General features: G+C 62.7%; 27 protein-coding genes and 2 pseudogenes. 21 read left to right on the forward strand and 8 right to left on the reverse strand.

Going from position 1 to position 25,001, the window contains the following annotated elements; all coding sequences use genetic code 11:
* Positions 1–23 precede the first annotated feature (23 nt).
* The 3 genes from BT108_RS01380 to BT108_RS01390 all read right to left on the reverse strand — a co-directional run bounded on the left by BT108_RS01380 (position 24) and on the right by BT108_RS01390 (position 3,615).
* Positions 24–1,673, reverse strand: coding sequence for an efflux RND transporter periplasmic adaptor subunit (locus BT108_RS01380; RefSeq protein ID WP_072292735.1), 1,650 nt, complete (start codon positions 1,671–1,673; stop codon positions 24–26).
* A complete protein-coding gene (locus tag BT108_RS01385; protein WP_072292736.1) occupies positions 1,670–3,094 on the reverse strand; it encodes a TolC family protein in 1,425 nt (474 codons plus the stop codon). Before BT108_RS01385 ends, BT108_RS01380 begins: the two co-directional genes overlap by 4 nt.
* A gap of 146 nt (positions 3,095–3,240) precedes the next feature.
* Complete coding sequence (locus BT108_RS01390) at positions 3,241–3,615, reverse strand: hypothetical protein (protein ID WP_072292737.1); 375 nt, start codon at positions 3,613–3,615, stop codon at positions 3,241–3,243.
* Between the two features lie 414 nt (positions 3,616–4,029).
* Here BT108_RS01390 and BT108_RS01395 point away from each other — a divergent pair.
* The 16 genes and pseudogenes from BT108_RS01395 to BT108_RS13710 form a co-directional block, all read left to right on the forward strand.
* Positions 4,030–4,650: pseudogene (locus BT108_RS01395) on the forward strand (SpvB/TcaC N-terminal domain-containing protein); the annotation flags it as partial.
* Positions 4,651–4,819: 169 nt separating this feature from the next.
* Positions 4,820–4,873: pseudogene (locus BT108_RS14245) on the forward strand (hypothetical protein); the annotation flags it as partial.
* 85 nt (positions 4,874–4,958) lie between these two features.
* On the forward strand, positions 4,959–7,109 hold the full coding sequence (locus BT108_RS01400; protein ID WP_072292739.1) for an RHS repeat domain-containing protein: 2,151 nt from the start codon (positions 4,959–4,961) through the stop codon (positions 7,107–7,109).
* A gap of 80 nt (positions 7,110–7,189) precedes the next feature.
* Positions 7,190–7,450, forward strand: coding sequence for a DUF6984 family protein (locus BT108_RS01405; RefSeq protein ID WP_143142328.1), 261 nt, complete (start codon positions 7,190–7,192; stop codon positions 7,448–7,450).
* A gap of 302 nt (positions 7,451–7,752) precedes the next feature.
* On the forward strand, positions 7,753–7,995 hold the full coding sequence (locus BT108_RS13400; RefSeq protein ID WP_143142329.1) for a hypothetical protein: 243 nt from the start codon (positions 7,753–7,755) through the stop codon (positions 7,993–7,995).
* A gap of 13 nt (positions 7,996–8,008) precedes the next feature.
* The gene (locus BT108_RS01415) at positions 8,009–8,887 is read left to right on the forward strand and encodes a hypothetical protein (protein ID WP_143142330.1); all 879 of its coding nucleotides are present in this window, start codon (positions 8,009–8,011) and stop codon (positions 8,885–8,887) included.
* A 49-nt stretch (positions 8,888–8,936) separates the two neighbouring features.
* The gene (locus BT108_RS01420) at positions 8,937–9,830 is read left to right on the forward strand and encodes a hypothetical protein (RefSeq protein ID WP_143142331.1); all 894 of its coding nucleotides are present in this window, start codon (positions 8,937–8,939) and stop codon (positions 9,828–9,830) included.
* Between the two features lie 193 nt (positions 9,831–10,023).
* Positions 10,024–10,293, forward strand: coding sequence for a DUF433 domain-containing protein (locus BT108_RS01425; RefSeq protein ID WP_072292744.1), 270 nt, complete (start codon positions 10,024–10,026; stop codon positions 10,291–10,293).
* Positions 10,242–10,571: a DUF5615 family PIN-like protein gene (locus BT108_RS01430; protein ID WP_072292745.1), complete on the forward strand. Its 330-nt coding sequence runs from the start codon at positions 10,242–10,244 to the stop codon at positions 10,569–10,571. The genes BT108_RS01425 and BT108_RS01430 overlap by 52 nt, the downstream gene beginning before the upstream one ends.
* Positions 10,572–10,999: 428 nt before the next feature.
* Positions 11,000–11,263, forward strand: coding sequence for a hypothetical protein (locus BT108_RS13405; RefSeq protein ID WP_143142332.1), 264 nt, complete (start codon positions 11,000–11,002; stop codon positions 11,261–11,263).
* A 299-nt stretch (positions 11,264–11,562) separates the two neighbouring features.
* Complete coding sequence (locus tag BT108_RS13415; RefSeq protein ID WP_143142334.1) at positions 11,563–12,135, forward strand: hypothetical protein; 573 nt, start codon at positions 11,563–11,565, stop codon at positions 12,133–12,135.
* Positions 12,136–12,175: 40 nt separating this feature from the next.
* Positions 12,176–12,814 carry an RHS repeat domain-containing protein gene (locus tag BT108_RS01435; protein ID WP_255369567.1) on the forward strand — a complete coding sequence of 213 codons (639 nt, stop codon included), beginning with the start codon at positions 12,176–12,178 and terminating at the stop codon, positions 12,812–12,814.
* A 119-nt stretch (positions 12,815–12,933) separates the two neighbouring features.
* Entirely contained in the window at positions 12,934–14,319 is a 1,386-nt protein-coding gene (locus BT108_RS01440) for an alginate export family protein (protein WP_218184787.1), read from the forward strand.
* Between the two features lie 60 nt (positions 14,320–14,379).
* The gene (locus BT108_RS14250; RefSeq protein WP_072292747.1) at positions 14,380–14,463 is read left to right on the forward strand and encodes a DUF433 domain-containing protein; all 84 of its coding nucleotides are present in this window, start codon (positions 14,380–14,382) and stop codon (positions 14,461–14,463) included.
* Position 14,464: 1 nt separating this feature from the next.
* Positions 14,465–14,755: a hypothetical protein gene (locus tag BT108_RS01450; RefSeq protein ID WP_072292748.1), complete on the forward strand. Its 291-nt coding sequence runs from the start codon at positions 14,465–14,467 to the stop codon at positions 14,753–14,755.
* A gap of 5 nt (positions 14,756–14,760) precedes the next feature.
* On the forward strand, positions 14,761–14,901 hold the full coding sequence (locus BT108_RS13710; RefSeq protein WP_177257222.1) for a hypothetical protein: 141 nt from the start codon (positions 14,761–14,763) through the stop codon (positions 14,899–14,901).
* A gap of 44 nt (positions 14,902–14,945) precedes the next feature.
* On the opposite strand, the gene BT108_RS13715 is transcribed toward BT108_RS13710, so the two are convergent.
* The 5 genes from BT108_RS13715 to BT108_RS01475 all read right to left on the reverse strand — a co-directional run bounded on the left by BT108_RS13715 (position 14,946) and on the right by BT108_RS01475 (position 17,668).
* A complete protein-coding gene (locus BT108_RS13715; RefSeq protein WP_072292749.1) occupies positions 14,946–15,473 on the reverse strand; it encodes a hypothetical protein in 528 nt (175 codons plus the stop codon).
* A gap of 24 nt (positions 15,474–15,497) precedes the next feature.
* Positions 15,498–15,770 (reverse strand): hypothetical protein, encoded by a 273-nt coding sequence (locus tag BT108_RS13720; protein ID WP_177257223.1) that lies wholly within the window; start codon positions 15,768–15,770, stop codon positions 15,498–15,500.
* Positions 15,771–16,108: 338 nt separating this feature from the next.
* Positions 16,109–16,927, reverse strand: coding sequence for an aminoglycoside adenylyltransferase family protein (locus tag BT108_RS01465; RefSeq protein WP_072292751.1), 819 nt, complete (start codon positions 16,925–16,927; stop codon positions 16,109–16,111).
* A 39-nt stretch (positions 16,928–16,966) separates the two neighbouring features.
* The gene (locus BT108_RS01470) at positions 16,967–17,323 is read right to left on the reverse strand and encodes a cupin domain-containing protein (protein WP_072292752.1); all 357 of its coding nucleotides are present in this window, start codon (positions 17,321–17,323) and stop codon (positions 16,967–16,969) included.
* Positions 17,324–17,350: 27 nt separating this feature from the next.
* Positions 17,351–17,668: a hypothetical protein gene (locus tag BT108_RS01475; protein ID WP_072292753.1), complete on the reverse strand. Its 318-nt coding sequence runs from the start codon at positions 17,666–17,668 to the stop codon at positions 17,351–17,353.
* Positions 17,669–17,945: 277 nt separating this feature from the next.
* On the opposite strand from BT108_RS01475, the gene BT108_RS01480 reads away from it, so the two are divergent.
* From BT108_RS01480 to BT108_RS01500, 5 genes are all read left to right on the forward strand, one after another.
* Positions 17,946–18,362, forward strand: a complete 417-nt coding sequence (locus BT108_RS01480) for a gamma-butyrobetaine hydroxylase family protein (RefSeq protein WP_072292754.1) — start codon at positions 17,946–17,948, stop codon at positions 18,360–18,362.
* A 41-nt stretch (positions 18,363–18,403) separates the two neighbouring features.
* A complete protein-coding gene (gene ubiE, locus BT108_RS01485; RefSeq protein WP_072292826.1) occupies positions 18,404–19,138 on the forward strand; it encodes a bifunctional demethylmenaquinone methyltransferase/2-methoxy-6-polyprenyl-1,4-benzoquinol methylase UbiE in 735 nt (244 codons plus the stop codon).
* A gap of 189 nt (positions 19,139–19,327) precedes the next feature.
* A complete protein-coding gene (locus tag BT108_RS01490) occupies positions 19,328–20,257 on the forward strand; it encodes a PfkB family carbohydrate kinase (protein WP_072292755.1) in 930 nt (309 codons plus the stop codon).
* The gene (locus BT108_RS01495) at positions 20,250–22,418 is read left to right on the forward strand and encodes an HAD-IIB family hydrolase (RefSeq protein ID WP_072292756.1); all 2,169 of its coding nucleotides are present in this window, start codon (positions 20,250–20,252) and stop codon (positions 22,416–22,418) included. Before BT108_RS01490 ends, BT108_RS01495 begins: the two co-directional genes overlap by 8 nt.
* Complete coding sequence (locus tag BT108_RS01500) at positions 22,402–24,792, forward strand: sucrose synthase (RefSeq protein ID WP_072292757.1); 2,391 nt, start codon at positions 22,402–22,404, stop codon at positions 24,790–24,792. Before BT108_RS01495 ends, BT108_RS01500 begins: the two co-directional genes overlap by 17 nt.
* The last annotated feature ends 209 nt before the right edge of the window (positions 24,793–25,001 follow it).

A 25,001-nucleotide genomic window follows, 5' to 3' on the forward strand; every position in this document is an offset into this window, starting at 1 on the left:
GCCTGTCGCGGGCGGGGATATGCTCAGTGGTCATGGGAGGCGCCCGCCTTGCCGAGTTCCGCCTTGACGGCGAAGCTGTTGCCCGCCGCGTATCGTTCCCCGGCGGAGATTCCTCCCCTGACCTCGACCATCGTCTCGTCGCTGCGTCCGAGCTTCAGGGGCCGCGCTTCCAGGTACTGCCCGTAGCGGCCGAATACCACCGACCAGTCGTTCAGCGTCTGGATCGCATCCCGCGACACGGCGACCGGCACGGCGATTTCTTCCGTGACCACATCCGCCGTGACGAACATGCCGGGCAGCCAGTGGCCCGCCCTGTTGTCCAGCACGATGCGCGCCGTGGCGCTGCGCGTCTGGGCGCCGATCAGGGTGCTGACATAGGAGACGACGCCCTCCGCCTCGATGCCGAGCGCGGTGGAGCGGACCACGGCGCGGCTGCCGACCCGGATCTTCTCCAGATCCCGCTCGTAGACCGTGGCGTGCGCCCATAGGGTGGAGATGTCTGCGATGGTGAAGATGGCGGCATCCTCCTTGAGCGTCTGGCCCTGGGCGATGGCCTTGGCGGTGATGAGCCCGCGGTTGGGCGCGCGGATCTCGTAGCGCGCGAGGTTGCCCTTGCCCTGCATCGCCCCGGGCGGGATGCCCAGCGTGCGCAGCCTGGCAAGGGCGAGATCCGCCGCGATCCCGGCCTCGTCCAGGGCCTGCCGCGCGGCCAGATAGTCCTGCATGGCGGAGATTTTTTCCTCCCACAGCCGCTTTTCCCGGTCGTGGGTGATGCGCGCCAGGTCGAGCCGCTTCCGCGCGGCCAGGAACTGCGCGCGCAGTTCCGCCAGCACCTGGCTTTCCATGACCGCCAGCACCTCGCCCTTCTCCACCTGCTGGCCGTGGTGGCGGTGGACGGCGGTGACGATGCCCGGCAGCCTGGGAACCACCTGCACGATCGTGTGTTCGTCGTACACGATCTCTCCCGGCAGGCTGAGCCTGGGCCTGATCGTGGCCGGCCCGGCGGTGCGGATCTCCACGCCGATGCGCCGGAGCACATCGTCGGACAGCGTGATGCGCGCCTCGACCTGGCTGTATCCCCAGCGGAAGGATTTCTCGCCGTACTCCGCGGCGATCGCCATGTCGAAGGAATGCGGTTCGTCGACCACCTGGTCTCCCAGCAGGTAGTCATTCTCGGGACTGAAGCCGAACACCTGTGCAGGGGCGCCGAGGCGGGCCAGGGTGACGGTGATGCGGGCCGCGGCCGGCGGCAGCGGTTTTCCGTTTTCATATAGGTAAAGGCGCAGCTGCGGCGGCACGCCCTTCTCGAACAGGGTCACCTCCACGCCGAAGCCGTCTTCCACGAACAGCTTTCCGCCCCGTGGACCCCGGGCGGGCCGGTGTTTCCCGCTTCCATCCCCGGCTTCATCCGCGTGCATGTCCTCGTCATGGCCGTGATCATGGTCGTCATGATCGTCATGCTCGTGGCCGTCGTGGCCCGCCTCATCCTCGTGGCCGCCATGGTCGCCGGAATCGTCGTGCGCCGCGTGGGAGCCGCCTGCGTGTCCATGCCCGTCCCCGGATACCGGGGCCTTGTCCAGGGTCAGGATCAGCCCCCCCAGCGCCACGCCGGCGATGATGACAAGGGCGATCAGGAAGGATTGCCGCCGGCTTGCGTCCGGGGTCGTACTCATGATCCGCTCCCCGCGATACCATGCGCATCCGCTCCGTCCACGGCGAGGGCATCCGCTGCGCCGTCGGTGGGAGCGGCGATCAGCCGCTCGATCTCGTTGACGAGGCGCCTGTGGTTCGACAGCGCGCGTACGTACAGCACGCGGTGCTGGAACAGGGTGCGCTGCGCGTCCAGCACCTCCAGGAAGCCGAATTTCCCCAGCTCGTAGCCCTTGCGTGTGGCTTCGAAGGCCGCCGCCGCCTTGGGCAGGATGTCGTCGCGCAGGGCCCGGACTTCGTTCCGGGTGGCCGACCAGGCCTCATGGGCCTGCGTCAGTTCGCTCCTGAGCCGCAGCTCGGTTGCAGCCCGTTCGTCCATCGCCTTGTTCGCGCGCCGGTGGGCCGCCAGGAGATTGCCCTGGTTGCGGTCGAATATCTGCAACGGCAGGCTGATGCCGGCCACGGCGGTGGTGCCGCCGGTCTGCGAGTGGTTCAGGATGCCGGCGACGAGGGTGAGGTTGGGGATGCGCCGCGTCCGCTCCACCTCCAGCAGCGCCTGGCGCTGCTCCATGTTCTTCGCGGCGTGCAGCGCCATGGGGCTTGCCAGCACGCGCTCCACGAGCGTCTCCAGCCCCGGCAGGTCGATCCACGACTCGAGGTGGCCCACCGCCCTCTCGAATTGCGGCGCGGGGCTGCTCCACAGCAGCGCCAGGCGCTTGCGCGCGGAGGCCAGGTCGCGCTGCGCCTGCACCAGGGCAATCTCCGTGGCGGCGAGCGCCACCTCCATCCGGGTATGCTCGATCGGCGCCACCTTGCCGGCCTCGACGCGGCGCGCCACCGCGTCCGCCACGTCGCGCGCCAGCTGCCGGTTTTCCTGGGCCAGCCGCAACTGCTCCTGGCCGGCGAGGACCTCGGTGAATCCGTCGGCCACCTGCGTCATGAGCGCCAGGCGCTTCACCTCGTAGGCCTGCACCGCCAGATCCTCGTTCAGCATCGCCGCCTTGACGCGGGCCGCGCGCTTGCCGCCGAGCTCGATCAGCTGCTGGATGCGGATCATGGTGTCCTGCTGCTCCACCTCCTTGATGGACGTTCCGCTGGTATTCGTCCTCTGGAAGTTGCCCGCGTTCTCGGCCATGACGGACAGTTCGGGATTGGGCAGCAGCCCGGCCTGCAGCGTGAGGCCTTCCAGGGCATGCCGTTCCTTGGCGAACGCCGCCAGTTCGGGGTTGCGCAGCAGCGCCAGGCGCATGGCATCGGGAAGGAAAAGCTCGGCTTTCTCCTCGGGTGGCAGGGCGGGCGCGCCGGCCGGGTCCAACACGCCCGCCATCGTGCCGGAGAATGCCCCGCCGGCGGCCGGGTGCGCATCGGCCAGCGCCAGCGCCGCGGCGAGCAGGCAGGCCGGCAGCCGGTTTCCCGGCGGCATGAACGGAATCTCGAAACTCATGGGAAATCCTCCCTCGCAAGCATGGGTGCGCGGCGGATCGCCGCATGGGGATGCGGTCGGCATTCCACGCGGCGGATGCGGCGCTCGTCACGGGGCGGCAGCTGCGTGCGGACGGATTCTCCGTCCAGGGCGGCGCCGCAACGGCTCTAGGCGCGGGCGGAAAGCCGGGGAGGGTGCAGCGGGGAATCGGGAATGGCTTCGGGGACGCTGGCGGAGACGGGCGCCACCAGTGCCTGCGCGTGCAGGGCAGGCGGCACGGCCAGGGGCGCGGTGAAGAAGAACGGCTGGTACTGTCCGGCTGCGTGGAGGCAGAGGTGGGTCGCGGCGTCCAGATGCCCTTCGTCGTTGCGCAGCGCGGAACGATGCGCCTCCAGGTGCGCCGTCGGGTCGAGCGAGAGCACGTGGTGCTCGTGATCCAGTTCGTGGGCGAACACTTCGCCGTTGAACGCCCAGCCCAGCGCGTTCGTCAGCATGCTGACGACCAGGGCGAGCATCACGAGAGGGGCATGGCGTCTGATCATGGCAACTGGATTGTATACCCGATCACGGCTGTTTTGTCACCTTGTTTCTTCTCATGAAGATGGGTTCCGCCGGCGGGCCCAGGCGGGGTCGCCGGCTTTCGGGATAAATAACGCTTGACATTTGCCCTCTCCATGCATTAGCCTCATCCTTGAATCACGCATGAGTTTCGCCTCCCGCCGTCGCCGGGGGGCATGCTGCGGCAGCACCGCAATACCGTTCCTCGCCCGGCAGTACGGCTTCGGCTTGTCGCCAGGCGTCCCGCCAGCCTCCCGCTCCCCGGAGCGGGTATGCCAGCCCCGTAGCGCATACGCGCATGCCTCCCGGCGCCCGGGCGACTTCGCGGTTGGCCGCACATTGTCCCGCCGCTGCTCCTCACCGCTCCAGGAAGACACGCACCCGAACCGGAGCCTGCCATGCCCGCCCTGCCGCCGCACGTTCGCCCGTCTCTCGCCGCCCTGGCCCTGCTCGCCGCCGTTCTCCCGCGCGTCCACGCGGCGGTCGGCACCCTCGACGGCACGTTCGCCGTCTCCGCCAACGGCGGGGCCACCTACGCCATCCCCATCGCCGTGCCGCCCGGCACCGCGGGCCTCGCGCCCGAACTCGCCCTCGCCTACGACAGCCATGCGGGCAACGGCCACCTCGGCGTGGGCTGGTCGCTCTCGGGCCAGTCCGCCATCACCCGCTGCGGCAGGACCATCGTCCAGGACGGCGTGCAGGGCGGCGTGCGCCTGGACGCGCGCGACCGCTTCTGCCTCGACGGCCAGCGCCTCGTCGCCATCACGGGCGGCTACGGCGAGCCCGGCACCGAATACCGCACCGAGATCGACACCTTCGCCCGGATCGTCTCCCACGGCGGCAGCGCGGGCGACCCCGGCCACTTCAAGGTCTGGACCAAGGCGGGGCGGATCCTCGAATACGGCAACACCGCCGACTCGCGCGTCGAGGCCCAGGGCAAGGCCATCGCGCGCTCTTGGGCGCTCAACAGGACCAGCGACACCACCGGCAACTACATCGCCTACACCTACACCGAGGACGCCGCCAACGGCGAGCACTACCTCCAGCGCATCGACTACACCGGCAACGCGTCCATCCCCGCCAGCCCCTACAACGCGGTGGAACTCATCCACGAAGCCCGGCCCGATCTCGACACGGGCTACGTCAACGGCTCGCATTACCAGACCGGCAAGCGCCTCAAGGCCATCCGTGGCCACCGTCACCAACGCCCTGGGGCAGGCCACCGCCTACGAATACGATCCCTTCGGCAACCTGCTCGGCACCACCGACCCGGCGGGCAACCGCATCGTCAACGCCTACGACATCCGCGGGCGCAAGACGCAGACCATTGATCCCGACATGGGCACCTGGGTCTACGAGCACGACCGACGCGCGCAGCCAGGTCACCTCCCTGGCCTACGACAAGCTGGGCCGGCTGGTGCAGCGCACCGAGCCGGGGCTTGCCAGCACCTGGGTGTGGGACACCTCCCCCACCGCCGGCAAGGGGCGGCTGCACACTGCCGCCACGGGCGGCGGCTACCTGCGCACCCACCTCTACGACCAGAAGGGGCGGCCCTTCACCACCGTCGTGGCCGTCGACGGCATCGAGATGGGGCAGATGACCGAGTACGACGCCGCCGGGCGCATCCAGGCGCAGTACTTCACCACCGGCCAGGGCACGCGGCACGCCTACACCGCCACCGGCTACGCCCACGAGCTGCGCGACACGGCGACCAACGCCCTGTACTGGCAGGCGCTGGACGTGGACGCCGAGGGCCACGTCACCCGCGAGGCGTACGGCAACGGCGTCACCACCACGCGCGCCTACCTGCCCCAGAACGGCAGGCTGGTCACGCAGGATGCGCGCAATGCGCTGAACCAGCCGGTGCAGTACAACTTCTACGGCTACGACCTGGCGGGCAACGTGACCCTGCGCTGGGACGAGGGCGGCGGCAGCGGTAGCGGCGACGTGCTGGCCTACGACGCCCTGCACCGCCTCACGCGCGTCGAGAACGATACCAACGGCGTGCAGACGCTCACTGAGGTGGCCTACGACGTGCTGGGCAACATCGCCGCCAAGGACGGGGTGGGCGCCTACCTCTACGGCGGAAACCCGGGCTGCGCCCCCGGCAGCGGCGCCGGGCCGCACGCGGTGTGCCGTGCGGGCAGCGAAGCCTACGCCTACGACGCCAACGGCAACCTCACCAGCGGAGGCGGGCGCACCATAGGCTGGACCGCCTGGAACATGCCCGCGTCGATCACCCAGGCGGGCCAGGCCACCACCTGGAGCTACGACCCCGAGCACCGGCGGGTGAAGATGACTGCACCCGACCGCACCACCTGGTACTTCAACCCCGGCATCCACCAGGGTGGCCACTACCAGCGCACCCGCTACGCCGGCGGCGCCGTCGAGCACCGCCACACCCTCTACGGCGGGGGCCATCCCATCGGCGAGGTGATCACCTTCGACAGCGCAGCACCCCCCAGCGTGCGCTACTTCCACGGCGACCGCCAGGGCAGCGTCATGGCGGTGACCACCGGCAGCGCCAGCCTGCTCTCCAAGTACCGCTACGACCCCTGGGGCAGGCGCAGCATCGTCACCGGGGCGGCCAGCGGCCTCCTCGCCACCCGGCAGGGGCACACCGGGCACGAGATGCTGGAGATCGGGCTCACCCACATGAACGCGCGCCTCTACGATCCGGTGCTGGCGCGCTTCATCTCCGCCGACCCCCTGGTGCAGGCGCCGCACGACCTGCAGAGCCTCAACCGCTACGGCTACGTGTTCAACAACCCCCTGGCCTATACCGATCCGTCGGGGTATCAATCCAATCTGAACGAGATCAAGATAACCGAAAGCAGATGGATCAACCCTCTCGTGACCGTCAATCCCCTGCTCGGTGACACCCTGGCTGGCGGGCTATCCGGTGGGATGGGCGGCCCTGCCTTTTCATTCCAGGCCTTTGCCCAGAGAATGGACAATGTTTCGCCGGCGGTACAATCCGCCGACGCAGCATCGGAGGAGCCCGTGGTCCTGCCGACCATCAATGTGGTGGAGACACCGGAATTCGATGCAGGCAAGGCCGCCGATCTGTTGGGTGCCTTCACGCTGCTCGGCTACCCCCTCGAGGTGTATGGCGCCCTGTACGGAGAGACATTCTTCGGGAGGGAGCAGCTCACTCCCTGGGAACGGCTGCTGGGTATAATCCCATTCGCAGGCTCCATTCGGAAAGTCGGTGGGGCGGCGGTGGGGGCGGTGAAGGCAGGAGCGACAGTATTTAAGTCGGGACACTATGCTGATCGATTGGGAGCAAAAGGAGTGGATGTTGCTCGTGCGGAAAAAGCGATTGCTGAAAGGATAGATACTATCCATTCAAATGTAGCTGTTGAGGCACCGTTCCGCGGTCGATTTATGATGGATGATGTCATGCTTGAGTACCGAGCATTCAAGCTTCCCAACGGATCGATAGAGGTTGGAACAATCGTCAAGGTGACACCATGACTCGGCCTTTAACGGAGACCGAGAGGATGGTTGTCTCTCGCATGTGTGAGGGCTTGGTAGATTCCAAGCGGGCTCAGATCATGGCTGACTTGGCGCAAGCAACAGCATTACCTATGAATGATGACGACACAATTATTCGTTTTGAAATACCTGGATATCAACATCCGCCGAAATCAGGTGGACGAGTGATAGCTGATAGCAGGGCAAAAGATCAGGATGGAGCCTATCTCGATGTAATTTTATTTACTGACGAAAATGATCGCTTGTACGAACTGGAGATTGTGCGCTTCGAAGAAGGCAAGGTAATTGGGCCTGATTGGAATACGCTCACGTTCTACTGATCCTGAAGGCTCTGTCTTGACCGGCTTCTAGTCTAAACGTCATAGCAATTCCTAGCGGTAATTCGTGAATGGATGGAGACTGGCATCTGGGCAACTTCGACCGAATTATAGAGCCCTTGTTGAGCAAGCTCGATCCAGAATCTGTGGCAGGACATATGAGGGACAGTGGTTGGCAAGATTCTTGATCTTAAGAATTTTGCAGTGAGAGAGCAATCATTGATGGATCGCTTAACCTTCAACGATGCTGGAAAGTTTCGGCAATACCGGGTTCATCAATCTGATTTGGGGTCTACCACGCGGGCGTGGTCTATCTCGATCCCGACGGTGATCCTGTCTCGATGGGTTTCTTTCCGGACGGCGTTCGTCCCGACCTTCGATTTGACAACGATCATATAAAGGGATTCCTTTTTAGCGAACCCTTCCAGGGGCCGTCCGATCTGGGCAATTATCTGAGATCCATGGAAGGGTTCGAAGCCGGCGACTATACCTTCTGGCACAACAACTGCCAGGCGTACTGCGCCGCGATACCCCGCCTGGGTCCGTAGGGAGGGATGAATCATGAGACACTGGATGGTCGTGATATGCCTGCTGTGCCTGATTCCGGGCTGCGGCGCACAGGAGAAGATACCCATGCAGGGCACCCTGATCTACGAGCGCGGCAACAAGCTCCACGCCTTCGATTTGGCCATTCGTACATCGAGGCCGTTGATCGACTGGTTCTATCACCATGGAAGTCCCTCGCTGGCCGGTGTGGATGGAGAGCAAGTGTTGGTCGATACGGCAGGAGACTACCGTATTCACATGCTCAATCTCAGAACCTTGAAGACCACGGATTTGCGGGAGGGAAAGAATCCCCTCTACATGCCCAGGCACCGCAAATTCTTCTTCAAGGACGGAGACCGGAAAATCGGACTTCGGCTCTTCCTAGCCGACCTCGGCCATCCGGAAGCGGAGGTGAGGGAGATCGCGCCGGATGAAGGAGAATTTTCGTCCATGGCACCGCTCGTGCGCATCTCGGATGACGAGGTGGTCTTCAAGATCCGGGGCGATGGCGGCACGACCCCACCCTATCGCTATAACCTCGTCACCGGTGCCCTGGAGCAGTTGCCGGCAGTGGTATTCGGCAAATACCTTCCCTACGCCTGGCGCAGCGCGAGCAGCCAGTTGATCTGCTCGACATACGAAGGGGAAGAGCACTATCTCGTCAGCCTGGACGGCAGCCGGGTTGAGCCGATGGATTTCTTGTATCTCCTTCCATTGGCCTATAGCGAGAAGCAGGACATCCTGATCGTGAACATACCCACGATGGGCTGGATGAATGGCACCTTCATGTTGGAGCGCTACGACCTCTGGGCCTATTCTTTCAAGACGGGGCGTCGCGAGCGGCTGGCAAAGGGCATTGCCCCGGGGGTGGGCGGCCTCGTGTGGCTGGAATAATGGTGGTCTCTTTTCCATGTTGGCGGAGATGTCCTGGCCGGTGGAAGCCATGAGGGCCTGGCCCGTCTTCCTGTCCTTGCTGGCGCTGCTGTGCCTGATTCCGGGCTGCGGCGCACAGGAGAAGATATCCATGCAGGGCACCCTGATCTACGAGCGCGGCAACAAGCTCCATGCCTTCGATCTGGCCACCCGTATCCCGAAACCGCTGGTCGACTGGCCGAAGCTCCGGTCCTTCCTCGAGGTGGTGGACAACGACACCCTCCTGATAGGGTCGGAGGGGCTTGCCGAACCAAGCAGGCTTGCCCTCCTCACACTTTCCTCCCTGGAGGTCAAGGATCTTCGCAGGGGAACCGAACCCCTGTACATGCCCAGGCACCGCAAATTCTTCTTCATTCAAGGCAGCCGCGAAACCGGCCCCCGACTCTTCCTGGCCGACCTCGACCATCCGGAAGCGGAGGCGAGGGAGATCGCGCCGGATGAAGGAGTAATTTCGTCGGACCCGATCGTGCGCGTCTCGGACGACGAGATCGTCTTCAGGAAATATCAGGGAGAAGAGGACATCCCCCTCTATCGCTACAACCTCGTCACCGAGCACCTGGAGCGGTTGCCGGAATGGACGTTCGGCAAGTGCATCCCGTGCGCCTGGCGCAGCGCGAGCAGCCAGCTGATCTGCGAGACCTACGGAAATAATGGGTACTACCTCGTCAGCCTGGACGGCAGCCGGGTCGAGCCGATCGATCTGCCGAAAGGGTATCTCCTGCTACTGGCCTACAGCGAGAAGCAGGACGTTCTGCTGATGAACAAGCCCACGATGGGCTGGCTGGACGGCACCTTCATGTTGGAGCGCTACGACCTCTGGGCCTATTCCTTCAAGACCAAACGCAGGGAGCGCGTGGCCGAGGGCATTGCCCCGGGGGTGGGCGGCCTCGTGTGGCTGGAATAATGGTGGTCTCTTCTCCATGTTGGCGGAGATGTCCTGGCCGGTGGAAGTCATGAGTATCTGTCTGAGAGGACATCCCTCTCTACCGCTACAATCTCGTCACCGAGCACTGGAGCGGCTGCCGGCAGAGGCATCCTATAGGTGTATTCCCCGCGCCCTTTACCCGCCATCCTCCGTAGGTTATGATCATCCCGTTATGGACAGGATCACCTTCAACCCGAACCAATGCGGCGGACGGCCTTGCATCCGGGGCATGCGCATCCGGGTCAAGGACGTGCTCGACCTGCTCGCCGCCGGAGTGGGGGAAGTCGAAATCCTCGCAGACTATCCCTACCTTGAAGCCGAAGACATCCGGGCCTGTCTGGAGTATGCCGCCGCCGAAGCCGATCACCCCGTTCTCGTCGCCGGTAGCCCATGCGCTTCGTCATCGACGCCCAGCTTCCGCCCGCCCTCGCCCAGCTGTTGACTTCGCGCGGCCACCGCGCCGAACACGTCGCCGACATCGGTCTGCGGGATGCCGATGACTCCCCGATCTGGCGCTATGCCGTGGAGAAACAGGCCATCCTCGTCACCAAGGACGAGGATTTCCCGCACCGGCTGCGGCAGGGTGGCACCGCTCCGATCGTTCTCTGGCTGCGCATTGGCAGCACCAGCCGCCGGGCCTTGCTCCAATGGTTCGAGCAGTTGCTGCCTCAGGTCGAAACGATGGTCCAGCAGGGCGAACGCCTCATCGAAGTGCGCTGATCGCGCTCGTGTTCTTTTTTTACCTCTTATATTTAGGTGTGGTTTCTCACCACGGTTCAATTTAGAACCGAGACGTGAAGCAGGTGCTGTTTTCCGATAGCCGCCCCCAAGATCTCCTTCGGACACACCCTCTACGGCGGGGGGCCATCCCATCGGGAGGTGATCACCATGGACATCGCGGCGCCGCCGCAAAAACAAAAGCGCCAGCCTGCTCTCCAAGTACCGCTACGACCCCTGGGGCAGGCGCAGCATCGTCACCGGGGCGGCCAACGGCCTCCTCGCCACCCGGCCCCGCTGTGGGCCTACGCGATGCCCTGTATGGGGAGACGCTCTTCGGCAGGAAGCGGCTCACCTCCTGGGAGCGGCTGCTGGGTATAATCCCTTTCGCAGGCTCCGTTCAAAGAGTGGGTGGGGCGGCGGTGGGGACGGTGAAGTGGATACTTGGCAGTGGAAAATCCGCCACCACCTGGGCCAATCAGATGGTTAAGCGGGGTTGGAACGAAAAGCAGATTGGTGAGGCGCTTGGTATGAAGGGGATTCCCACACGGAATGCGGTAAGTCCAGGAAATCCCGCGATGCGGCATGTCCACCCTGAAACTGGTCAATCAATAGTAATTGATAGTAAAACCAATAAAATTATTCACGTCGGTGGCAAGAACTTCGATTATTCCGACTGGGATCTCCATCGATGAGCACAGCTACCGTTTATGTTCGCCTGTTGGACGAAGGCACGGACGTGTTCCGGCCTACTGAGGCAGAGCGTACGTCGGATGGGTTTTACCGGTTGTTTCCAACCTCCGATTATGATCCAGGTGACGAGCATTGGGAATTTTTACCGGGCGAGTTAGTCAAGTGTGAGTTCGTCAAGCTGCATGGAGGTGAGCGGCTTGTGGCCGTTGCCCTAATGTCCTGAGTTAGACTGAAGTTCCAGATTTTGTAGTCAAGCGAATTATGATCCGGGAAGTACCATGTGGTACCCTCCGACTAGACCATGAGCGAACGATTTATCGGTATCGTGAATCAGGCGTTTTCCTTTTTGAACGATGCGGGTTTTTGTTTCACAAAAAATAAAGCAGGTCAGTCGCAGTATGAAACGGATAAATGTATTGTCATAATCAAACGGGATATTCGTTCGGGGGGGCTGGAGGTGTTCGTCGGACCTCGATTAGAAATTAATCAAACTCAGAATTTATATTCGTTGACGGACATTCTCGACATGCAAGGAGTGCTGCCACGGAATCGCAGAATGTCTTTTCAAATCGCAGACGAGAAGCGACTTCGACCATTTGTGGATCAATTGGCTAGAGAAGTAGAGGCTCATGCACAACCAGCGCTGGCGGGTGATCGAATGTTTTTTCGACGGTTAAAGACATTCAGACATTCAAAAGCAGATGCGTTAATGCAAGGCATGAAGGTACAGCGAGTTCGATCCGAGGTCGAAGAAGCTTGGCAGAAACGAGATTTTAAAAGAATCGTTGATCTATATATATCGATCGAGAATCATCTTACTAAGTCTGAGAGACTAAAACTTGAATATGCAAAGGAACATTGGGCTGACTATTGAGCATGAAATGTTGAGTGCTAAAAGTAGTAGATAAGGGGGAATAAGGGCCAGCGGCCTTCTCGCCACCCGGCAGGGGCACGCCGGGCACGAGATGCTGGAGATCAGGCTCACCCACATGAACGCGCGCCTCTACGATCCGGTGCTGGCGCGCTTCATCTCCGCCGACCCCCTGGTGCAGGCGCCGCACGACCTGCAAAGCCTCAACCGCTACGGCTACGTGTTCAACAACCCCCTGGCCTACACCGATCCGTCGGGGTATCAATCCAATCTGAACGAGATCAAGATAACCGAAGGCAGATGGATCAACCCTCTCGTGACCGTCAACCCCCTGCTCGGCGACACTCTGGCCGGCGGGCTATCCGGCGGAATGAGCGGCCCTGGGCGTTCGCCTGCAGACTTCGCCCAAAGGTTCGACAATGCTCCACCGGCGGTACAGTCCCCCACCCCCCCTTCCGGGCCATTCATATGGCGCAGGGGGGATGTCGAACCGCTCGAGATCTCCGACGAGGACGAGACTCCCGGTGAAGACGGAATTCTCAGCCCAGGCAAGGCCGCCGACCTGGCGGGGGGCCTCACGCCGTTAGGCTATTTCTTCGACTTATATGGTGCCTTGTACTCCATGCCGCCCTTCATGGGCACGCCTTGTGATCGATTGTGCATATGCAAGTTGGGCGTATAACAGTGACCAGGCTGCCGAATAAAAGAGATGCCATTGTGTTTGCCGGTATGATTTTGTTCACGAACGGGATGCTGTCTGTTTCTACGAGTGGAGCCCAAGAGGTACCACCTGCCCGATCGATGGAGACAGCCGTTGTCCAAAAGAATGCGACGATGATACCTGCTGCTCCACCATTCAAGCTGCTGCGTTACGATGAGGACTACAGGTATCTCAGAGATCCCAATCGTCATATCGACCTCTGGGATTCTGTCAAATATATCCCACTTGGTTCTCCTGGCGATCGAGACGACTGGTTTTTCTCGATCGGCGGTGAAATGCGGCAGCGGTATGAGTTCTACCGCAATCCCGGTTTCGGGAGCGGCCCATCCAACAGCCGGGGAACCAATGACTACCTGCTGCAGCGTTATTTTCTGCATGGCGATCTACATTTGGGGCCACATCTCCGCTTTTTTGGCCAGTTCATGTCGAGTCTGGAACATGGCCGAGTCGGGGGCGCGCGCCCGGAAGTGGATCAAAATGCGTTCGACGTACATCAGGGGTTCATGGATGTTGTGATTCCGTTCACCGAGAGTACGTCAGCTACCTGGCGGCTAGGGCGGCAGGAGTTCGAGTATGGCTCTGGCCGACTCGTTTCTGTTCGTGAGGTGCCGAATACGCGCCGTTCGTTCGATGCGGCTCGGGTACTCTTCCGAACGGGGAAATGGGCAATCGATGGGTTTTGGGGTAAACCGGTGCGTAACCGTTTCCGCGTGTTCGACGATGATCCAGATCGGAATAAATCCCTGTGGGGCATTTATGCGGTTCGCCCTCATTCGTTTCTGCCTGATGGGCATGCCGATCTGTATTACCTTGGTTTCGAGAACAGGCAGGGGGTATTTATCCAGGGCACCGCACACGAAGTACGCCACACGCTGGGCGCCCGGTTATGGGGACAGCCAGCGCCATGGGAATATAATGCCGAGTTTATCTGGCAGTTCGGCCGGTTTGGTAGCGGAGATATCAACGCCTGGGCGGTAGCCACCAATCTGCGCTATTGGCTGAATGATCTGCCATTGCGTCCCCGGCTGGGGTTGACACTGGATATTACCAGTGGGGATCGGAATCCAGACTCAGCCAATCTCCAGACATACAACCCCCTTTTCCCGACCGGAGCCTACTTTAATCTGGCTGATTTGCTTGGGCCATCGAATTTTATCCATATACATCCTTCCGTCGATATCTATTTGGCCGCGAAGCTCAGAATGACGCTGGACTGGGGATTCTTCTGGCGAGAAAGTACTCATGATGGATTCTATTCCATTGCGACCTTGCCTATACGCTCGATTCAAGTCAATCAGAAGCGATTTTCGGGGAGCTCCCCCGCGGTGACGGTAGCCTGGGATTTCAGCCGGCACGTCACTATGCTGGCCAGCTATGTCCATTTCTTTCCGGGACCTGCCTTTAATGACGATCCGGGAAACAATTTAGTCGATTATTTCACGGCGTGGTTGACCTATAAATTCTAGGGCCTGTCCTGTTTCGTGTTCACGACGGTGACGGATTTCAGCCGGAACGAGGCGTGAGCCATGCGGCAGGGCAGGCTTTGCATCCGGGGTATGCGCATCCGGGTTAAGGACGTGCTCGACCTGCTCGCCGCCGGAGAACAGTAATATGGGGTCAGATCTTGTTATTTTCGAGCCGGACAGCTCTTCCACCGCGGCCCTCATCGTCGCCTACGACGGCCTGACCCGGGTGCGCACCGGCATCCTGGGTCACGGCGTCACCGAGAAGCGCGACGCCCTGCGCCGCGTGGCCACCGTCACCAACGCCCTGGGCCAGGCCACCGCCGGGACCTACGACCCCGAGCACCGGCGGGTGCGGATGAGCGCGCCCGCTACGCAGGCGGCGCCGTGGAGCACCGTCACACCCTCTACGGCGGGGGCCATCCCATCGGCAAGGTGATCACCATGGACAGCGCAGCACCCCCCAGCGTGCGCTACTTCCACGGCGACTGCCAGGGCAGCGTCATGGCGATGACCACCGGCAGCGCGGCCCTGCTCTCGAAATACCGCTACGCCCCGATTCTTGATGCGGAGATGAATCCATAGGGGTAAGCCACCGGCTTCGTGGTGGCATTCGACGTAACGAGGGATTAACCTGCGAGCTGTGGTGAACTCATTGGATCGAAGTCTAGCCACTCCCCATTCCTCCACTCGCCTTTCGCAGTCTCGATGTCCGCAGCGTCATGCTGTCTTAAGCGATCGATTATCCGTTGTCTGTTCTTGGCATCCGCAACGCGTACTGCAAGCATCATTCCGGCTGACCGCGAATGTGAGGCATTGCTTGCATGCTCGTTTACTCCCGATAGACCTCGCGCTGTGCCCATGAGTGAACCGGTATATCCACCAACAGCAGTGGCCACTGCGCCTATGGCAGGCCCCCCGACCACGGTTCCGACGATACCTGCGGCGGCGCTTCCGGCAGCCGCGCCTGCTGCCCCGCCTTTTGCGGCGCTTTCTGCGGCATCCTGATCGGCGGGTCTGCCGTCTGCATCATGAGCCCCCGGCTGGTTGTTGAAAAAAATGAAAATATCATTCTTGTTTGCTAAAGGGGCCAATGATGCCGCCGCTGACTTGGCTTCATCTTCCGTTTCAAATCGTCCTGCGATAATGTTTTCCATAATTCTTCTCCTGAGTGCGGCGCTTCAGGCGCGCATGACCATGCTGAGAAGCATGCCGGGCAGATCGGATCGTATATTCAGCACCTGCGTGTCAAATATGATGTGTGACACCCGGCACTTGATGCCGATGTCAATGGCGCTCCCAATGCGCGAGGCGGATACCTGCAAATCAAAGCAGAGGCTCGTCTGCAGGATCCACGATCGGGTCTCCCGGGGACGGATCTGGATCAAATGGCCTGGGATCGACGGGTTTATCCGGCGGATCAGGTTTTTTCTCGGGCTGGCCGGGATTTTCATGGGGGTTGTGAAAATAATATACTGTCATGATATTCTCTCGGAATTAGATAATGATTCTCGCGTGCATTTTATGGATTCATGTTTGAGAAATGGCACAAAGATAATAATTTACAAATTCTTACAGTTCGTACATTAGCCAAGGCAGCAGGCTCTGGTCTGTGCAATGGCACACCGTCACACATCATTTGACTTGACCGTGTTCAAGTAACGAGTCGGTCCTGAATAACCTCGGAATACGGTCGACCTGTCGGACGGGGACGTGGCAGGGACGCGGATGGAGAATCCGTATCGGCAGGTGTTCACCGGGAGATGTACCTGTTGAGCAACTGCTGCAGCCGTTACACGTGGCTACGGGCAAACGGTCGCCTGGCTGAGCAGATATTATCAACCACTGCCTTGACGTGGCGCACGTACGCCGCCACATCCGCCGCACGAGCGCCCAGGTCGTCCCGGGCGGTGCCCAGGTAGGCTGCCTGCGCATTCATCAGGATCGGCCTGTGCTCATCCGGCAGGCGTTCGAGCGCCCACGTGGCGGCGGTATCCTTGCGCGTGATTCCGCCGGTCGATGCGCTGAACCAGATGCGCGCAAGTGCAAGCACCACGTTCCGTTCATCGCCCTGCCAATCCGCTTCCCGGTTCCATTGCGCGATGGTGTCGGCCAGCGCCCGGACGAAATCCTCCTTGGGAACGGGATCGATCAGTTCGGGCGCGGGCGTGCCGGCCAGACAGGCGCTGCGCGCTCTTGCTTTCGTCAGCAGGATCGCGAGATCGTGATCCGGAACGGGGAGTGGTACGCCTCCGGCCTGCAGCTCATCGCGGAGCCATTCGCCGAACTGGAGTTCGCGCAGCGGCGGGTAGCGCCAGGGCACTACCTCGCGCTGCACCACGACGGTCACTTCGAGCGGGCGCCGGGCGGCGCTGCCTCCGGGCCTCGCGGAGACCGACAGCAGGTCCGTCATCAGCGCGCGTCGAACCGATAGGGACAACGGTGCGCTCACCGTCGCCAGCAGGTCGATATCGCTATGTGGCTCGAGTCCCCCGTCGACGGCTGACCCGAGCAGGTGGATGGCCTGCAGCGTTCCAGCCAGGTGGCGTTCGAGGACGGTACATGCTTCCGACAGTTGCCGGGTTGCCTCGAATGGGAGTGAAACATTCATTGCGATTGCATGCTCATTCAACGGCGGTTGGCCGTTCCGTCAGGCGCCGTCCGGTTTCTCGCCCCCCTTCGGGCCCCAGAAGACCACCCAGGTGCCGAAATCCCGGGAGAAATCCTCGAAACGGTGCTCGGCGTGGGCGGCCACGAACAGGCAGTCTCCCGCTTCGAACGGGTGGCGTTCTCCCTCGACGACGAGCGTGCCACTGCCCTGGTGCACGAAGTAGACTTCATCCTGGTCGTGGGGGGTCTGCGGGTCATGGCCGATGGGGGCATAGTACTCGACGGACATGGTGCCGTGCGCCAGGGCGACGGCGAATCTTTCCCCCATGGGCCACTCGGCAGTGGCGGGGCCGGGTATGCGCGCGAGTACTTCCGCGACGGTGGATCGGGTCTTCAACGCCGGCTCCCGGCCGTCTGCAGGCCGTCAGTCATCGCCGGGCGGTGGCGCCGCGTCCGCATCCTCGCCCGGCAGTTCCTGGAAGGTGCCGGCAAGGGTTGCGAGAAACCGGCTGCGGCTGGTGAGAAACTTGTAGAGCGGGAAGGCGAGCGCTCCGAAGACCAGTCCCAGGAGAAGGCCGGCGGGGGGCGCGAGCAGGAGCACCAGCAGCGCGCGGCTGATGCCGCTGCCTTGAAAGGTATGGAAGGCATTGAAGGGCGAAAACAATGTGTTGGCGCAGCAGAACGCCACCGAATTGAATTTGAGGAAAGAGATGAAGTCCAGTTGTACGAGATAGCGGCTCACGGGGTGTTTCCTGGGCGGTGCGACTGGAAGACTCTGCATGCGTCGTCGGTGCGGGTCGCAAGGCTCGATTGTAGGGAATGCGGCCACGTCGCACAATGACGGCCGTGTCCCGGTTCCGGCACCGTCGGAGTTTGCACGTGCCGCATGAGGCGCAGACCGTCGGAAGAATGGCGAAGGCACGCCGTCTTGCGGAGCTGATCGCCGCCGGCCGTCGCCCGGCGGGTTTCCGTTTCCGGTGCCCTGGTTTATCATGTGGGCTTGCCGATGGAGCATCGAGATGGCGGGGCTGAGCAAGGGGACGCCCGTTCCCACCGAAATCAGGTTGCACAGAAAATCCGGATTCCTGGAGATCGCCTTCTCGGATGGGAAGCGTTTCCGGCTTTCGTGCGAATTCCTGCGGGTGTATTCCCCATCCGCGGAAGTACGCGGGCATGGGCCGGGGCAGGAGGTGCTGCAGGCCGGCAAGCAGGGCGTGACGGTCAACCATATCGAGCCGGTGGGGAACTACGCGGTCCAGCTGGTGTTCTCGGACGGCCATCATACCGGCCTGTATTCATGGGATCTGCTGTACGACTACGGCCTCAACCAGGACGAGATGTGGCAGCGGTATCTCGAACGCATGGCGGCGGCGGGCATGAGTCGCGCGCCTGTTGCCACCCCGCGCGCCTCCCCCGGGAGGCATGGCCCGGAATAGCCCATGGCATGCCGGAATCATTTCATCGGGAATGGACATTCATGACTAAAACGACCCATTTCGGCTTCGCCGCCGTACCGGAGACGGAAAAGGCGCGCAGGGTGGCAGGTGTGTTCGATTCGGTGGCGCAACGCTACAACCTGATGAACGACCTGATGTCGGGAGGCATGCACCGCCTGTGGAAGCGCTTCGCCGTGAAGGCGAGCGGCATCGGAAAAGGAGGGCGGGTGCTCGACATCGCCGGCGGCACCGCCGACCTGAGCGCGCTGTTCATGGATCGCGTCGGCGCGGAAGGGGAAGTCTGGCTGACCGACATCAACAATGCCATGCTCACCATCGGCCGCGACCGGTTGCTGGATGCGGGGGCAGCCGTATCGGTGGCGCAGTGCGATGCGGAGCACCTCCCTTTTCCGGATGATCATTTCGACTGCGTGAGCGTGGCGTTCGGGCTGAGAAACATGACCCACAAGGACAAGGCGCTCGGGGAGATGCTGCGCGTGCTGCGCCCGGGCGGGCGCGTGGTCGTGCTAGAGTTCTCCAAGGTGTGGAAGCCGCTGCAGCCGCTCTACGATGCCTACTCTTTCAAGATTCTGCCCGCAATGGGCGGCCTCATCGCCAAGGATCGGGACAGCTACCGCTACCTGGCCGAGTCCATTCGTGTCCATCCTTCCCAGGAGGAACTGAAGCAGTTGATGCAGGATGCGGGTTTCGAGCGGGTGGAATATTTCAACCTGAGTGCCAGCGTGGTGGCGCTGCATCGCGGCTACAAGTTCTAACCGGCAGCATTCCGGAAGGGATGCAGGTCGGTTTCGTGCCATCGCCGGCCGCGAGCGTGAACAATCGTACATACGCCCGCGTTCGGACGGCCTATCATTCGTCATTCAAGTCCGGTTCGCGCTCCACGGGAGTTCAACGAATCTTCCGGCGGCCCGGTTTTCCCGTTTCTCTGCCATGAATCGTCGAGCATGACCATCGCCCGCCATCCCGTCCTGCTGTTCGGGGAGATCCTGATAGATCGTTTTCCAGCTCAGGAAACGCCGGGTGGAGCGCCTTTCAACGTGACCTGGCATCTGCAGGCATTCGGTTGCCGACCGCTGCTGGTGACCCGCATAGGGGAAGACGCGGCGGGGGCATCTCTGGTGCGGGCGCTGGGGGGAGCCGGAATCGAGACGGAGGGTATCCAGCGCGATTCCCTGCGCCCGACCGGGGCGGTAGAGGTGGTTCTGTCCGGGGAAGGCCATCGCTTCGACATCCTGCCCGATCGCGCCTACGACCACATTGATCCCGACCGGTCGTGCGCGGCGGCACGGGATCTCGCGCCCGACCTGGTGTACTTCGGAACCCTGGCGCAGCGTGCCGCCTCGCACCTGGCGCTGCGCCGGGTACTGGAGGTGGTGACCGGACAGTGTTTCTTCGACGTCAATCTGCGTGATCCGTGGGTCTGTACGGAGAAGCTGGACTGGTCGCTGGAGCAGGCCGACCATGTCAAGGCCAATGATGGCGAGCTCGCCTGCATCGCTCGTCTGCTCGATCTCCGGGAGGCGTCTGCAGAAACCCAGGCGGAAGCGCTGATCAGGCGCTACCGGTTGCGGGGCATGCTGGTGACCTGCGGTGCCCAGGGTGCCTGGTGGATGGATGATGCCGCGCGGATCACGAGAACGGCCGCCGGCCCTGCGGTGCAGATCCGCGATACCGTGGGGGCCGGTGACGCGTTTTCCGCGGTTTTCATGCTCGGCCTGCTGCACGGCTGGGCGATATCCGTCGCCTTGCAGCGGGCGCACGCGTTTGCCGGCGCGATATGCGGGATACGCGGCGCGATTCCGCAGGACGGGGATTTCTACAGGCCGTTCCTCGATCGATGGTTCGGCGAAATCGACGGACACGCGGATGAATGAGCTGTACGTGCTGATGTTGAGCGTGCACGGGCTGATCCGCGGGCACGATCTGGAGCTCGGGCGCGATGCCGATACCGGCGGGCAGACCCTGTACGTGGTGGAGCTGGCTAGGGCACTCGCGCGCCAGCCGCAGGTCGGCAGGGTCGACCTGCTCACCCGCCTGGTGGAGGATGCCGCGGTGTCGGAGGATTATGCGCGCCCCGAAGAGCCGCTGGATGGATGCGCGCGCATCATCCGCCTGCGCTGCGGCCCGCGCCGCTATCTGCGCAAGGAGGGCCTCTGGCCCTACCTCGACCAACTGGTGGATCGAACGCTGCTGTATCTGCGTGCGCAGGCGCGCCTGCCCGACGTCATCCACAGCCATTATGCCGATGCCGGCTATGTCGGCACGCAGCTCTCGCAATTGCTGGGTGTTCCCCAGATCCATACCGGCCACTCGCTCGGACGCGGCAAGCTGCAGCGCCTGCTGGCACAGGGGCGCAAGCCCCACGCCCTGGAACGGCAATTCAATTTCCAGCGGCGTATCGCCGCCGAGGAAGCGGTGCTGCAGCATGCCAGCGTGATCATCACCAGCACCACCCAGGAGAGCAGCGAGCAGTACGCCCTGTATGCCAGCTACCAGCCCGAGCACGCGCTCGTGATCCCGCCGGGGACCGACGTATCGCGCTTCGCGCCGCCCACCCGCCAGCGGCCGTTCGAACCGGGAATCGCCGGTCTCATCGACCGCTTCCTGGAGCAGCCCCGGAAGCCCCTGATCCTGACGATCTGCCGCCCGGAGATGCGCAAGAATCTTGGCGTGCTGGTAGAGGCATTCGGACGGTCGCCCTCGCTGCACGAGCGCGCCAACCTTGCCATCGTTGCCGGCAACCGCGAGGATATCCGCACGCTGGAGGCGGCACAGGGCCAGGTGATGACCGATCTGCTGCTGGATATCGACCGGTACGACCTGTGGGGCAGGGTAGCGCTTCCCAAGCATCACCAGGCGTCGGATATCCCGGGGTTCTACCGGCTCGCGGCGTACCGCCGCGGCGTATTCGTGAATCCCGCCCTGACCGAGCCGTTCGGCCTGACGCTGATCGAGGCCGCCGCCAGCGGCCTTCCGGTCGTGGCGACCGAGGACGGGGGGCCGCGCGACATCATTACCCATTGCGAGAACGGACTGCTGATCGATCCCCTGGATCCGGCGGCCGTGGCCGAGGCGATCGAGCATGTGCTGGCGGATGCGCAGCGCTGGCGCAACTGGGCGCGCAATGGCGTCCGGGGGGTGAGAAGGCACTATACGTGGGAGGCGCACGTGGGAAAGTACCTGCGCGCCGTCTCCCGTCTGCTGCGCCATGAACGCAAGCAGATCCGGCGTGACATGGAGGTATTCCGTTCCACCCAGCGGCATCCGCTGCCTTTCGTGTCGCGCATGCTGATCAGCGATATCGACAACACCCTGCTCGGCGAGAGCGCCGCCCTGCGCCGATTTCTCGCAGTGCTGCGCGCCACGCCGCCGGACCTGGGTTTCGGCATCGCCACCGGACGCACGCTGGAAAGCGCCGTCGCGATACTGAAGGAATGGGGCGTGCCGCCGCCGGACGTGATGATCACGGCGGTGGGCAGCGAGATACACTACGGCCGGGAACTCCGGCGCGATTCGGGATGGCGGAATCTCATCCGGTATGCGTGGCGCCGCGACAGGGTGGAGGAGGTGCTGCGCGACGTGGCGGGACTGGCCCTGCAGCCGCTGGAGAACCAGCGCGAATTCAAGCTCAGCTACGATGTCGATCCGGATAAACTGCCGCCCATTCCCGAAATCCAGGCGTTGCTGCACGCCCGGCGTCTGCCCGTCCATCTCGTCTATTCCAGCCAGGCATACCTGGATGTGCTGCCCGTACGCGCTTCCAAGGGCCGGGCGATACGCTACCTTGCCTACAAGTGGGGGTTGCCCTTGCGCGCCTTTCTGGTGGCGGGCGATTCCGGAAACGATCTGGAGATGCTGGTCGGGGATACCCTGGGGGTGGTGGTGGCCAATCACAGCCGTGAGCTGGACGTTCTGAAGGGCAACGAGCAGATCTATTTCGCCCGCAGCACCCATGCCGACGGGATCCTGGAAGGCATGGCACATTACGCATTCGGTGTTTCTAACCTGGAGGCCGGAAATGATCCAACATCTTGAAGCCTGGGCAGCGGACCATCGTGACGAACTCCACGCGCTGCTGCGCAAGTGGTTCGAGCTGGAACGCGTGCTGCTGCTGCGTTCCGACCTGCTGGAAGCGTTCAACCAGGCATGCGTCTCCCATCCCCTGCCGCTCGCCAATACGCCGCTGCACGAGCTGGTCAAGCTGCTGCAGGAGGCGGCCTGCAAGCCTCCGCTGGTTTGCCTGGCATTGCGTGAAGGCGCGGGACGCTGGTCCTACCTGCGCATCCACCAGGAGTTGTTGTTGCCGGAACGCATCGGCGTATCCGAGTACCTGGCCTTCAAGGAATCGCTGGTTCGCCCGGAGGGCGCGCATGAGCCGGTGCTGGAACTGGATTTTGCGCCCTTCAACCGCGATTTTCCGAGGCTCAAGGAAATCCGGTCGATCGGGCAGGGCGTGATGTTTCTCAACCGGCAGCTCGCGGGCGCCTTGTTCACCCAGTCCGGCGGCGGCACCACCAAGCTGCTGCACTTTCTCGCGGTCCATTCCATGGAGGGGCAGCAGTTGATGCTGAATCGCGGCTTCGGCGACGTGGCGGAGTTGCGCACCAGCCTGCGACACGCACTCTATCTGCTGGACAGCCATGCGGAGGATACGCCCTGGCGGGAGATCGCGGGGCCGCTGGGCGAACTGGGGTTCGCGCCCGGCTGGGGCGATCGCGCGCGGCGCGTCAGCGAGACCATGAGCCTGCTGGTGGATATCCTCGAGGCGGCTTCCCCGCAGATACTCGAGAATTTCCTGGCGCGCATCCCGATGGTCTCGAAACTGCTGATTCTCTCGCCGCACGGCTATTTCGGGCAGGACAGCGTGCTGGGATTGCCGGATACCGGCGGCCAGGTGGTATATATCCTCGACCAGGTGCGGGCGCTGGAGCGGGAAATGAGCGAACGCCTGCTGCTGCAGGGGATAGACGTGCAGCCCAAGATCCTGGTATGCACGCGCCTGATTCCCGAGGCCGGAACCACGTCGTGCAACCAGCCGCTGGAGAAGGTGCACGGCACCCGCAATGCCTGGATCGTGCGCGTGCCCTTCCGCAGGCCGAGCGGCGAGATCGTCAGCCACTGGATCTCCCGTTTCGAGATCTGGCCCTATCTGGAGGATTTCGCCCATGACGTCGAGCGCGAGGCGCTGGCGCAGCTGAACGGGCGCCCCGACCTGGTGATCGGGAATTATTCCGACGGCAACCTGGTGGCCTCGCTGGTTTCCAAGCGCACCGGGGTCACGCAGTGCAACATCGCCCATGCGCTGGAGCAGAGCAAGTATCTGCACTCCGCCCTGTACTGGCGCGACAGCGAGGCCCAGTACCACTTCAACTGCCAGTACACCGCCGATCTCATCGCCATGAACAGCGCCGACTTCATCATCACCAGCACTTACCAGGAGATTGCAGGCACACTCCATACGGTGGGACAGTACGAGACCTACCAGAGCTATACCATGCCCGGCCTGTACCGGGTGGTGAACGGCATCGATCTCTTCGATCCCAAGTTCAACATCGTTTCGCCGGGTGCCGACGCTGAGGTGTATTTTTCCTACCGCGACCAGGCGCGCCGGCTCCAGTCGGTGCTGCCGGACATCGAGCGGCTTCTCTACGCACCGGATCCGGGTGCACCCTGGCGCGGCCACTTCGACGATCCGGACAAGCCCCTCATCTTCACCATGGCGCGTCTCGACGTGGTCAAGAACCTCACGTCGCTGGCGGCGTGGTTCGCGCAGTGCCCGCCGCTGTCGGATGCCGCGAATCTGCTGATCATCGGCGGACACATCGACCCGGCTGCCTCCACCGACAGCGAGGAGCGCGCCGAGATCGAACACATGCATGCCATCATGGACGAGTACCGGCTGGAGGGGCGGATGCGCTGGCTGGGCACCCGCCTGGAAAAGAATCTCGCTGGAGAGCTCTATCGCCATGTGGCCGACAAGCGGGGGATCTTCGTGCAGCCGGCGCGGTTCGAGGCGTTCGGACTGACCATCATCGAGGCCATGGCGTCGGGGCTGCCGGTATTCGCCACCTGCTACGGCGGTCCGCGTGAAATCATCCAGCATGGAGTCTCGGGCTATCATTTCGATCCCAACGATGGGGCCGCGGCCGCGGCGGCCATGGCGGACTTCTTCGCACGCTCCGCCGCCGACCCGGATTTCTGGAACAGGGTATCCGAGATGGCCCTGAAGCGGGTCGAATCCCACTATACCTGGCGCCTCTACGCGGAGAGGATGATGACCCTGTCCAGGATCTACGGTTTCTGGAAATTCGTCAGCAACATCGAGCACCAGGAAACCATGCGCTATCTCAGCATGTTCTATCACCTGCAGTTCCGTCCCATGGCACAGGCGCTGTCCGGGGAGCGGTGATGGCGTTCTGAAATCGGATCGGGCGGATTCCCGCCCCGGCCTGCGGCCTGGGCATCCTGCTGGCCGGAGGGGTGCCGTGCTTTCGCTTCCAAATGCCGGTGCGGGGATATCATTCGTTTACCGGCTCCCTGCCTCTTGCCGCTCCTTATCCCGTATAGATTTGCTCCCGCCGTTTCTTTGTTGCTAAAATGAAGACCCTGCGACGGGGT

The sequence above is a fragment of the Nitrosovibrio sp. Nv17 genome (assembly GCF_900119085.1).
GTDB lineage: Bacteria > Pseudomonadota > Gammaproteobacteria > Burkholderiales > Nitrosomonadaceae > Nitrosospira.